The organism is [Clostridium] symbiosum ATCC 14940 (assembly GCF_000466485.1).
Lineage (GTDB): Bacteria > Bacillota > Clostridia > Lachnospirales > Lachnospiraceae > Otoolea > Otoolea symbiosa.
Genome location: NZ_KE992873.1, coordinates 34,288 through 46,252, shown reverse-complemented (window position 1 = coordinate 46,252; position 11,965 = coordinate 34,288). Strand labels below are relative to the sequence as shown.

The window sequence follows — 11,965 nt, the reverse complement described above, 5'->3', positions numbered from 1 at the left end:
GGACGCGTCCTCACAACCTCAGTTAAATCTCCATGATCAGGTTAGCCTTGCCAGACCGGCATCCAGCAGCTTCTGGAGCGACATAAGAATCCCAAGCTTTGCATGGTACCAAGTCAGTCCGCCCTGGAAAAACACGGAATAGGGAGGCTTGATGGGCCCGTCGGCAGACAATTCTATTGAAGAGCCCTGGATGAATGCCCCGGCTGCCATAATGACCTGGGAATCATAGCCAGGCATGTCCCAGGGCTCGGGTGTCACATAACTGTCCACCGGGGCGGCCGCCTGGATTCCCTGGCAGAATGCGATAACGCCTTCCGGTTTTCCAAAGGTGACGGCCTGGATTATATCGTGGCGTGATTCGGTTCCGTTCGGTACGACCTGGAAACCAAGGGCTTCATAGATATTTGCCGCAAATACGGCTCCCTTTAAAGCTCCCGCCACCACGGTCGGGGCCAGAAACAGTCCCTGGAACAGAGCCTGATTGACACCAAGGCTGGCCCCCACTTCTCTTCCGAGTCCGGGGGAGCCGAGACGGTAGGCGGCGTTTTCAATGCATTTTTTTGTTCCGGCAATATAGCCTCCGATGGGAGCAAGGCCGCCGCCCGGATTTTTAATCAGGGAGCCGACCACCATATCGGCGCCCACGTCACTCGGCTCGATACGCTCTACAAATTCGCCGTAGCAGTTGTCCACCATACAGATGATATCCGCCCTGATTCCTTTGACAAAGGCGATCAGCTCGGCAATTCTCTTCACCGAGAGAGTCGGCCTGGTGGCATATCCTTTGGAACGCTGTATGGTCACAAGCTTTGTTTTCTCGTTAACGGCGGCTTTAATCCCGTCAAAATCAAAGCTTCCGTCCCCGAGGAGGTCTACCTGACGGTACGTAATCCCATATTCTTTCAGTGAACCGTTCGACGGCCTGATGCCGATGACTTCCTCCAGCGTGTCGTATGGTTTTCCGACTGGTGACAGAAGTTCATCACCCGGGCGCAGATTGCCGGCCAGGGCCGTATAAAGCGCATGTGTTCCGCAGGTAATCTGCGGGCGTACCAGGGCATCCTCTGTGTGGAACACGTCTGCGTACACCTGTTCCAGTGTCTCCCGGCCGAGATCATTATATCCATATCCCGTCGTACCGGAAAAATGAATGTCGCTGACCCGGTTTTTCTGCATTGCAGCAATCACCTTCAACTGGTTATATTCCGCATTGCTGTCGATTTCCTCGAAGCGCGTTTTCAGCATAGCCTCGGTCCTGCTGCCGAATTCAAGTACTTCCCGGCTGATTCCAAGGTTTTTGTATATCTCTTCCAATTCCATTTTTCATTTCCTTTCATAACGGTAAAATTCAGTGATGTGCTGTCTGCGTCTCCTGATTGAACTCCGCGATTATATATTCAAGCACTTTTTCCCTGTCATTATCAAAATCAGGCAGGTTCAGCCAGCGCACGCAGCGTTCTCTTTTAAACCAGGTAAGCTGGCGCTTTGCAAAATGTCTTGTATCACGCTTCAGAATATGGATGGCCTCCTCAAGGCTGTACAAACCATCCAGATAATCCATAATCTCTTTATAGCCAAGTCCCTGCATGGATACCATCTGTCTGGTGCAGCCCATGGCCCTGAGAGATTTCACCTCTTCTATCAGTCCGTCCCGGATCATCTGATCCACGCGGCGGTCAATCCGTTCATAAAGAATCGCCCGGTCGGTATTTACGACATAATAGAAAAACTGATAGGGTGATTCCTTCTGCCGTTCAGCCTCGTTATGATCCGATATCTTCTCTCCTGTCTGATGATGGTATTCCAGTGCTCGGATGACCCTTTTAATATTATTCGGATGAATCGCGGCAGCTGATTCCGGATCCGCCTGTTTAAGCATGGCATGGAGAAAGCCGGGACCTTTTTCACGGGCCAGCCGTTCCATCCCGCAGCGGAAAGCATTGTCCTCCTCTGTCTCCGTAAAATCGATGTCATAGAGAAGAGCCTGTATATAAAAGCCGGTGCCTCCGGCAATAATCGGCAGGGAACCGCGGGAATAAATATCCTCCAGAGCTTCCCTGGCCTTTTTCTGAAACATGACGACATTAAAGTCGCAGGAAGGCTCCAGTATATCAATCAGATGATGGGGAATTCCATCCATCTCTTCTTTTGTGGCTTTTGCGGACCCGATATCCATATGCCTGTAAACCTGCATGGAATCAGCGCTGATAATCTCTCCCCCAATCCGTTTGGCAAGGCCGATGGAGAGGGAGGTTTTTCCTACGGCCGTAGGGCCTGTTATTATGATTATAGGTTTCTTCATATATTGTTCCTGCTATTGTCCTTGCTATTATTCCTGCATATGCGGTGCTGCTTCCGAGTTGAAAACCGTTATATAGTTTACATAATTTAATTATGTAAACTTCCTATACGATTCGTTTGAATTTTTTCTCCAGCTCATATTTACTCATTGTAATTATCGTCGGCCTTCCATGGGGGCAGGCATACGGATTTTCCAGCTCCAGCAGTTCGTCAATCAGACTGTCTGCTTCAGCGGCCGACATTGCATGATTGCCTTTTACCGCTGCCTTGCATGACATGGATGCTATTTTTTCATTAATTATGTCCGGCGTTCCCTGATCGACGCCGTCGGTCAGGCCGTCTATCATCTCCATCAGTAGTTCCTTCTTGGCAATAGAGAACAGATTGGCCGGAACGGCCCGTACTGCATATTCCTTACCGCCGAAATGTTCTATCTCAAAACCAACCGCTGTAAAATGTTCCATGTATTTTTTCAGCATCAGCTCTTCATTTCCCGACAGAGTCAGGATGATGGGAGGATTGATCATCTGGGAGGTGTATTCCCGCTTTTTAAGCGAGGCCATGGTTTTTTCATAAAGTACCTTCTCATGGGCCGCATGCTGGTCGATGATATAAAGGTTATCATGAAACTGAACCAGCCAGTAAGTGTCAAAAAGCTGGCCGATCAGAACATGTTCATTTCTTGCCTGTTTTGTCAGCAGCTTTTCTTCAAAGAGATCTAACTGCTTCGGCGGCTCCTGCTCCGGAAGTATCTCTTTGGCCCCTGCCGGATTCTGTGTTTTTCCTTCTGCCGGTACCGGCCTGTACTGCTCTGGGAGCTCCAAAGGCCCGGAGGCTTCCGGCGTCTTTGAAGTTTCCGGCATTCGAAGAGTTTCCGGCTGTTCTGCGGCATCTGCCATGCCTGCCGAAGCAGGCTGCCGGCCGTAAACGGCAGGCATGTCGGCAATGGCCGGAAAAGCAGTTTTTGACACACGTTCGGTATAAGCGGAGGTCTCCGGTTCTCCCGAAAGCTCTGACGTGGCCGCAGACTTAATCAGTGATTCCGTCTGGAGCCTGCGTTTTTCAAAAGGCTCAGGCCGGTTTTCCTTAATTACAACCGGCTTCAGGCCCCTGGCCTGCGCATTGGCGCTCTCCTGGCCGCCTCCCGGCAGTTCCACCTGGGGAATCAGCTCCTTTTGGGACAGGGCCATAGAAATCGTATGGTACACCATTCTGTAGACCATCTCTCCGTCCCTGAAACGCAGCTCCATCTTGGCCGGATGGACATTTACGTCCAGAAATTCCGGCTCAATTGTAAACTGCAGCATTGTAAACGGGTATTTGTGCTGCATCATGAACGGTTTATAGGCGTCCTCAATTGCTTTATTTATCAGACTGCTCTTAATATACCGTCCGTTTATAAAATAATTTTCATAGTTCCGGTTGCCTCTTGCAATCAGCGGCTTGCCGATAAAGCCTTCGACTTTCACCGGATCGGCCCCCGACTGCACCGCAATCAGGTTGGCGGCAATCTCCCGTCCAAATATGGTATAAATGATATCCTTCAGGTTATGGTTGCCGGATGTATGAAGCTTACTCTGTCCGTTCTGAATCAGCCGTATGGAGATTTCCGGATGGGAAAGGGCAATCTTTTCCACCAAATCCGCCACATGGGCGCCTTCCGTCATCGGACTCTTTAAGAATTTCCTCCGGGCCGGCGTATTATAGAAGAGATTTCTCGCGATAAAGGTGGTCCCTTCCGGAGCCCCCACCTCTTCTAACGCTATCTCCTCTCCGCCCTCAATCTGATATCTGGAACCTGACATGCTCCCTGTGGTTTTTGTGATAAGCTCCACCTGGGCCACGGAGGCGATACTGGATAAAGCCTCTCCGCGAAACCCCAGGGAGGCTACGGTGAACAAATCCTCGACCGTCCTGATTTTACTGGTCGCATGGCGCAGAAAGGCAAGCGGAATTTCTTCTTTCGGGATTCCGCAGCCGTTATCCGTCACGCGGATCATGGAGAGTCCTCCGTCACGGATTTCCACCGTAACCGCCGTGGATTTGGCATCGACAGCGTTCTCCAGCAGCTCCTTCACAACGGAGGCAGGGCGTTCAATTACCTCACCGGCTGCGATCTGGTTGATCGTATTCTGATCTAATACTTGAATGTTTGCCATCGTTTCGCCTCCTTATACTTACTGGTTAACCCACCGGTTCCTCAGACGGGACTGCATCTTATCCAGCGTGGTCAGGGCGTCTATGGGGGACATGCGGTTGATTTCCAGTTCCATCAGTTCTTTTATAATGTCCTCCTCGCTGACCGTATCGAAGATGGACATCTGAAGCAGATCCACTTCATCCGGTTTGCTGAGTTTTTTGTGCGCCACAATGCCGGGGCCGTTTTCCGCGATTTCCTTGGCCCGGGCGGTGATATCAGCATCACTCAGCTCCTCCACCAGTTCCTTGGCCCGTTCGATTACAAGCTCCGGAACACCTGCCAGCTTTGCGACCTGGATTCCGTAGCTCTTATCGGCACCGCCTTTTACGATTTTACGTAAGAATACGATGTCGTCTCCCTGTTCCTTGACGGCGATACAGTAATTGTTGACACCGCTCATAGTGCCTTCCAGCTCCGTCAGTTCATGATAGTGGGTGGCAAAGAGTGTCTTCGCACCCAGAAGCTTTGTGTTGCTTATGTACTCCACAACAGCCCAGGCAATGGAAAGACCGTCAAAGGTGCTGGTTCCCCGCCCGATTTCATCGAGAATCAGCAGGCTGCTGCGGGTTGCGTTTCTTAAGATATTGGCAACCTCAGTCATCTCCACCATGAAGGTACTCTGGCCCGAAGCCAGATCATCGGATGCGCCGACACGGGTAAATATCCGATCGCACAGGCCGATATCAGCCTCATCCGCCGGTACAAAACTGCCCACCTGGGCCATCAGCGTGATGAGCGCAGTCTGTCTCATATAAGTGGATTTTCCGGCCATATTGGGGCCTGTAATGATGGATACCCTGTTTTTTCCGTTATCCAGATAAGTGTCGTTCGCCACGAACATTCCTCCGGACATCATCTGCTCCACCACCGGATGGCGGCCGTTTTTAATATGGATAATCCCCTTTTCATTGATGGAAGGCTTAACGTAATTATTCCTTACAGCCACCACGGAGAGGGAAGTCAGCACATCGGTGAGGGCGACGGCATGGGCCGTCTCCTGGATCCGTTTTACCTCTGCGGCGATACCGTCCCTGACCTGGCAGAATAATTCGTATTCAAGGGAGAACAGCTTGTCCTCCGCCCCCATAATCACATCCTCAAGCTCTTTTAAACGGTCGGTTGTATAACGCTCCGCATTGGTAAGCGTCTGTTTCCGGATAAAATAATCGGGGACCAGATCTTTGAAGGAGTTTGTAACCTCAAAATAATAACCAAACACCTTGTTATATTTGATTTTCAGGTTTTTAATACCGGTGCTTTCCTTCTCCTTCTGCTCCAGTTCGGCAAGCCATGTCTTTCCTTCTGTTTTGGCATGGCGCAGCCGGTCCGCCTCCTCATGAAAGCCGTCCTTTATAATGCCGCCGTCCCTGACAGAAACAGGCGGATCGTCGATGATGGCTTCGTCAATCAGCTTTTTTAAATCCTCCAGCGGATCAAGCTGTCCTTCAATCTCTGTGAGCAGCTCTGAACGGAACTCTTTTAAAATATGTTTAATGTGCGGCAGCATCTCGAGGGAATTTCTAAAGGATATCAGATCTCTGGGATTGGCCGTCTTATAGCTGATGCGTCCCAGAAGTCTCTCCAAATCGTAGATTGGATTCAAATACTCACAGATTTCCTCCCGGGAGATATAATTCATATTCAGCTCTTCGATGGCATTCTGCCGTTTTAAAATCTCTTCTTTATGAATCAGCGGCTGTTCCACAAAGGAACGGAGCATCCTGGCTCCCATCGCCGTCTTTGTCTTGTCCAGCACCCAGAGCAGGGTCCCCCTCTTCTGCTTTTCACGGAGCGTCTCAATCAGCTCCAGGTTACGCCTTGTGGAGGTGTCGAGCATCATAAACTGGCCGGTTGTATAGGGGGTGATTCTGGTCAGGTGCTCCAGTGAATTTTTCTGCGTCTCATAGAGATACTGAAGCACGGCACCGGCGGCAATGGTGCCGGTCTCATAGTCTGAAAGTCCAAGGCCTTCCAGATTCTCTACATGAAAATGATCCCGCAGAAGTTTTCTGCAGAATTCATCAGAAAAGAACCGATTATCCAGATCTGAAATTACAGCATGAAGTCTGTTCTTCAAATCATCTAAATCGATTCCCGACATATAAAATGCTTCATTGCATATGATCTCAGAAGGTGAAAATTTGTAGATTTCATCAATCAGATTGCGCTCTGATTTGACTTCGGTGACAAGGTAATCGCCGGTGCTGACATCGGCCACGGAGATTCCGAATATTCCGTCCGTATAAACGATTCCCATCAGGTAATTATTCTTCGACTCCTCCAAAGCCTGGGAATTGGTAATGGTACCCGGCGTAACGACCCGGATTACCTCTCTCTTCACAAGACCTTTTGCCGTCTTCGGATCCTCCACCTGCTCTCCGATTGCCACCTTGTAGCCCTTCTGGACCAGTTTACTCAAATAACCTTCAAGCGCGTGATAAGGAACGCCACACATAGGTGCGCGTTCCTCAAGTCCACAGTCTTTTCCAGTTAATGTAATTTCCAGTTCCCGGGATGCCGTTAAGGCATCCTCAAAGAACATCTCATAAAAATCTCCGAGTCTGTAAAACAGAATACAGTCGGGATATTGTTTCTTAGTCTCCAGATACTGGGTCATCATTGGTGAAAGCTGTGCCACGTTTTACCTCTCTTCTCTTATCTCACAATCAGTGGGTCAGTCGGATCCCATGTCTGCTCGAAGGAGAGCGGAACCAGCTCAGGCACGTCGAACGGGGAGGCTACATTTGGATCTTCATAAATCGTAACCGCTGTGCCGAGAGCACAGTTATCATAGATCCATTTGGAGTTCTCACACGTTAAGCGTACGCAGCCGAGCGATCTGGTAACTCCCAGACCATTGTATCCAACTGTCATCAGCTTGTTAATATCAGGCTCCTCATATGTAATGGAATGTAACAGGAAGCCCTGAGTGATTCTTGTTGCATACTGCGTATAAGTATCGTTTACCATCAGTCTCCAGCGGTATTTCTCAGGAGTATAGAAGGTTCCGATTGGCGTATCGTCTCCCACCGAGGTCAGCATAGCCTTTACCGGGAGAATATAGCCGTTATTCCCATCCTTTGCATAGACGGTCAGGCAGTTGAGGGTTTTATTTACCTTCAAAAGATAGCTGCTCTGTTTGCCGATTAACGGCTCCACATTCTGTACAAGGCGGCCGTAGGAATCAAAGTAGAACTTATAGCCGTCTACATACTGCCATCCTGTAAGCGCATGCCCGTCGATGAAATAATAGCGGGCATGGTCGTTGGATACCCATCCGTTGTAGCCCGTTCCATCCTCATTGACGAGTGTTGTCGCATTTTCTGCGAGGACAAGGCGGCCTGAAAGCGGAGTCACATATCTGGGAGCATCGCTCACCGGTCCCTGGGCTCCTTTCGGAACAAGTACCACTTCGATATCGAGAAGCTTCTCACCGATATCGCTGGTTCCGGCAATCTGACCGTTCATAGCCCAGCCCATCTTCCCCTGGCCTGTTGATGTGGCGCTGTAGTAGACGTCATAAAGACGCTCGGCATCTCCGGTCAGCTGGATCTGGAATGCCTCTACATAGTTGCCGTCTCCGGGAACGCCTGTCAGGCCTCCGTCATGATACCACCACAGGAATCCTCCTGTATTCGTGTAGGCACGGTAGGACACTCCTCCGATTCCGTCAAAATTCTTCAAGTCCATGGAGAAAGCCGTGATATCTCCGGCAGACTCAAACGTATAATTTACTGCTACATGAAGAGAGGTATCCTCCACCGCTGCCTGTTCTGTGTCAGACTGTTGCTGCTGGTGCCCTGCGGCAGTTGTGCCGCCCGGACCAAAACCGCTATCGCCTGAATTGCCTGATGGTGCGGCCGGTGAGCCGGCTTCACTTGCAGGTCCTGCATATGCTGTAAAACTTCCGCCGGCCAGCATTACCGCCGACAAGGCAACAGCAAGACCCTTGTAGTGCTTTTTCATAGAAAATTTCCTCCTTATTTATCCTTAATAGAGTCCCGGGCGGCGTCAAGCTGCCTGCCCATGTAGTAAAAGCCTTTGGACTGCTCAAGGTATACTTTGACAATTTTCCCGATAAGCTCTCTGCTTCCGGGGAAGTGCACGATGGTGTTATTGGAAAGCCTTCCTGTAAGAAAACCTTCCTCATGATCATCCGGTTCCTCCACCAGTACCTCCTGTACGGTGTGGACTTCCCTGCCGCAAACCTGGGCGGAGATCGCCTGCACTTCTTTGAGAAGACGGTCAAACCGCTCCTTTACCACATCTTCCGGAACCTGATCCTCCATGGAGGCGGCCGGCGTGCCGGTACGTTTGGAGTAGATAAAGGTGAAGGCGCTGTCATAGCGGACTCTCTGAACCACGTCCATGGTTTCCTCAAAATCTTCCTCCGTCTCCCCCGGAAAACCGACAATAATATCGGTGGTCAGGGATATATCCGGTATCGCCTCTTTAATTTTCGCGGCCAGCGTCAGATATTGTTCTTTTGTATACTTCCGGTTCATCAGATTCAATATTCTGCTGCTGCCCGACTGAAGCGGGAGGTGCAGATGGCGGCAAATCTTGCGTGAATGTTTCATCACTTCTATCAGCTCGTCCGACAAATCCTTGGGGTGGGATGTCATAAACCGGATCCGCTCAAGTCCTTCAATCTGCTCGATCTGCTGTAACAGCTCTGCAAAGGTGATGGGCTTTTCCAGATTCTTTCCGTAAGAATTGACATTCTGGCCGAGAAGCATAATCTCTACGACACCGCTTGCAACCAGCGCTTCTATCTCACGTATGATATCCTCCGGATTACGGCTCCGCTCCCGTCCTCTGACATAAGGAACGATACAGTAGCTGCAGAAATTGTTGCAGCCAAACATGATATTAACCCCCGATTTAAACGGGTATTTCCGTTCGGACGGAAGATCCTCGACAATTTTCGCGGTATCCTTCCAGATATCAATTACCATTTTCCTGCCGTCAATTCTCTCTGAGAGAAGTTCGGCCAGCTTGTATATATTATGGGTGCCGAAAATAATATCGACAAAGCGGTAACTCTTCTTAAGATTCTCCACCACTTCAGGCTCCTGCATCATGCAGCCGCAGAGACTGATTATCATATGGGGATTCTTCTTTTTCAGGCTGTTCAGATAGCCCAGCCGTCCGTAAACACGCTGATTTGCATTCTCGCGGACTGTGCAGGTATTATAAAGAACAAAGTCGGATTCCTCGCTCTGCCCCTCCGTAAATCCGGCTTCCAGGAGGATTCCCATCAGCTTTTCCGAATCATGGGCGTTCATCTGGCATCCGAAGGTTGAGATAAAACAGGTCATCGGTCTTCCCAGCTCTTCGCTCTTTTCTGTGACCCATTGTCTGCACCTGGCAATGAAATATTGTTGTCTGGCAGGCTCCGTCTCAGGGGGCAGGCCGGACAGGTCGATTGTCTCGTAATCTATTGAAGTCATAAAATATGTATTTCTCCTTACATCTTCCATCGTTTGTTACTATTCACGGCCAAAAAGCGCGGTCCGCGAACAGTAACACGCTTCGCGATGCACAGAAACGGCATAAAACGCCGTTTCGCGCCGCTATCCTCGGGTTTTCTGTGACTTCCGCTACGCTTCACTCACAAAAAACGCCTCGCGGGATATTGGCCGTGAATAGTAACCATCATTTTTATACATTAGTTAATATTACTATAATGGAATGAATTTATCAAGTGCATTTCTTTTACGAATTTTCCCTCTATCTTACATTTTTACTACAATTCCCCCACTGAAAGGCTGTTTTTGCTGGAAAATGAGGAAGCAGCTTCCACTACCGGCATATAATGACAAAAACATTCACAGTACCGCCGAATAATGAGGGGACCGGTGAATCGCAAAAAAGGTAATAACTCTTAAGAGATTGTTAATTGAAACTCCTGTTCCATTTATGATATTGTAATTATGAAGTTGTTGACAGAAGAACTAAAATATGGAAGGTCTGACATCTGTGCCCGTCAAACGTATAAACGGTCAGCATAGTATTCAGAAAGGTATCTTTTATGAAAAAGTTATACTGCGCAATCCTGTTTGGAGCTATCGCTGCCCTATCCGCATGCGCAAAACCGCCCTCTGCGAGCAGGGAACCCGCCGTCTCCGTCCCTGCTGTGCCGGTTGGAGGCGAAACAGAGGAAACAGAGGAAGTAACGGCTCTCCGTTTGCAGGATGAATATATTTCCCTCGTGGAACGCTATATTGACGATGCCGTTTTCCGGCCGGTGGAAGAAAGCAGGACAAAGAAGCTGTCGGATCTGCTTCTGGGACATTATGATGTTACGGGACGGACCGACGGCGGAAAGATGGAGTATTATATTGCGGTCCGGCGTGAGGATGCGCCGGTTTACGATGATTTTAAGAATGTCAGCATTGCCAATTATTCGGGACCTGATACGGATGGTGAAGAACTGAGAATTGGTTATTACAACGGGGATGGTACGGAAATTCTTCTCTACCGCCTGGGCGGATATACATTTTTAGACATGCCGTTCGGATATGATACGCTGGACAGCTTTTGTTTTGGATTGTCGGGAGCATCAGGTAGTACGGCTCATCCGTCTTTTCAATATGCATTCAATGAAAACGGAAGGGCGGCGCTTGACTTCCTGAAAAGCAAACCGGGCCTTTCATTTTACGATGGAAACAGTCCTTCGGTCTGGTTCTATTACCAGAACGATGACACGGTGAAATTTTATTCAGAACCATATCCCTGCCAGATTTCCTTAGATGATGAAAAAGCGGAAATAATCCGCGGACTGCTGTCTTCCTCGGAGACAGAGTCCGGTATTGCCACACGTCAGGAGGCCTGGACGCGTCTGCGCAAAATGGACCGCTCTCTTTTGCCCACCGGTGCAAGTCTGATTCTGGATGACCGGGAATATGAGTTTTTTGGGAATCATGATACTCCGGGTTATATGATAGTCCATTCCAAAAACGATAATGAATTTATAGCCCTTCAGAGGAATGAAGAACTTTACCGGCTTGTAATGGAGGAAATACAGAATGTCGTTGGGACTGATTACAGGGACTTTGATCCGGATTGGTTTAAAATACCATTAAAGAGCGCCGCAATGACATTCCCTGAATTTTTGATTCCGTCGGGCAGCGGTGATGAGACATTCACCCAGGAGGTGAGAACGCAGACAATCGAAGACAGGGAAAAGCTTAATACCTTATCAAAGATGATGGACCGGGCGATAAACGATACCAATGTGTACGGCTTTTCCAAGTGTCCTTATGCGGCAACAATCGATTTCCTGAGGGAGGATGGCAGGACGCTTCGAATCTACGTGGCGACGGATTTCTGTGATTCCATGGCATATGAGGGGAGAATCGGATTTGAGTACGGCGACCAGGCTGAGCTGGCGGCTTTATTCGATGAGGCTATGTTTTATAGATTAGAATAAGCAGGTGAGGACGCCGCCGGTACGGCCGG

The 11,965-nt window shown here is 49.4% G+C and carries 7 protein-coding genes; 1 reads left to right on the top strand and 6 read right to left on the bottom strand.

The genetic code is table 11. From position 1 onward, the window contains the following. Positions 1–36: 36 nt before the first annotated feature. The 6 genes from CLOSYM_RS08150 to miaB form a co-directional block, all read right to left on the bottom strand. Positions 37–1,320, bottom strand: a complete 1,284-nt coding sequence (locus tag CLOSYM_RS08150) for a methionine gamma-lyase family protein (protein WP_003504039.1) — start codon at positions 1,318–1,320, stop codon at positions 37–39. Between the two features lie 28 nt (positions 1,321–1,348). Then, positions 1,349–2,302 carry a tRNA (adenosine(37)-N6)-dimethylallyltransferase MiaA gene (miaA, locus tag CLOSYM_RS08145; RefSeq protein ID WP_009298264.1) on the bottom strand — a complete coding sequence of 318 codons (954 nt, stop codon included), beginning with the start codon at positions 2,300–2,302 and terminating at the stop codon, positions 1,349–1,351. A 103-nt stretch (positions 2,303–2,405) separates the two neighbouring features. Continuing rightward, positions 2,406–4,460: a DNA mismatch repair endonuclease MutL gene (gene mutL / locus CLOSYM_RS08140; RefSeq protein WP_021641750.1), complete on the bottom strand. Its 2,055-nt coding sequence runs from the start codon at positions 4,458–4,460 to the stop codon at positions 2,406–2,408. An 18-nt stretch (positions 4,461–4,478) separates the two neighbouring features. Beyond that, a complete protein-coding gene (gene mutS / locus CLOSYM_RS08135; protein WP_021641749.1) occupies positions 4,479–7,121 on the bottom strand; it encodes a DNA mismatch repair protein MutS in 2,643 nt (880 codons plus the stop codon). Between the two features lie 35 nt (positions 7,122–7,156). Continuing rightward, positions 7,157–8,467 (bottom strand): L,D-transpeptidase, encoded by a 1,311-nt coding sequence (locus tag CLOSYM_RS08130; RefSeq protein WP_003504046.1) that lies wholly within the window; start codon positions 8,465–8,467, stop codon positions 7,157–7,159. A 14-nt stretch (positions 8,468–8,481) separates the two neighbouring features. Continuing rightward, entirely contained in the window at positions 8,482–9,954 is a 1,473-nt protein-coding gene (miaB, locus tag CLOSYM_RS08125) for a tRNA (N6-isopentenyl adenosine(37)-C2)-methylthiotransferase MiaB (RefSeq protein WP_044902257.1), read from the bottom strand. A gap of 581 nt (positions 9,955–10,535) precedes the next feature. On the opposite strand from miaB, the gene CLOSYM_RS08120 reads away from it, so the two are divergent. Continuing rightward, the gene (locus tag CLOSYM_RS08120) at positions 10,536–11,936 is read left to right on the top strand and encodes a hypothetical protein (protein ID WP_021641746.1); all 1,401 of its coding nucleotides are present in this window, start codon (positions 10,536–10,538) and stop codon (positions 11,934–11,936) included. Positions 11,937–11,965 lie beyond the last annotated feature (29 nt).

Bases quoted from the DNA above. Each gene is read 5' to 3' on its own strand.
- CLOSYM_RS08150 (WP_003504039.1), bottom strand. From the start codon at position 1,320: ATGGAATTGGAAGAGATATACAAAAACCTTGGAATCAGCCGGGAAGTA.
- miaA (WP_009298264.1), bottom strand. From the start codon at position 2,302: ATGAAGAAACCTATAATCATAATAACAGGCCCTACGGCCGTAGGAAAA.
- mutL (WP_021641750.1), bottom strand. From the start codon at position 4,460: ATGGCAAACATTCAAGTATTAGATCAGAATACGATCAACCAGATCGCA.
- mutS (WP_021641749.1), bottom strand. From the start codon at position 7,121: ATGATGACCCAGTATCTGGAGACTAAGAAACAATATCCCGACTGTATT.
- CLOSYM_RS08130 (WP_003504046.1), bottom strand. From the start codon at position 8,467: ATGAAAAAGCACTACAAGGGTCTTGCTGTTGCCTTGTCGGCGGTAATG.
- miaB (WP_044902257.1), bottom strand. From the start codon at position 9,954: ATGACTTCAATAGATTACGAGACAATCGACCTGTCCGGCCTGCCCCCT.
- CLOSYM_RS08120 (WP_021641746.1), top strand. From the start codon at position 10,536: ATGAAAAAGTTATACTGCGCAATCCTGTTTGGAGCTATCGCTGCCCTA.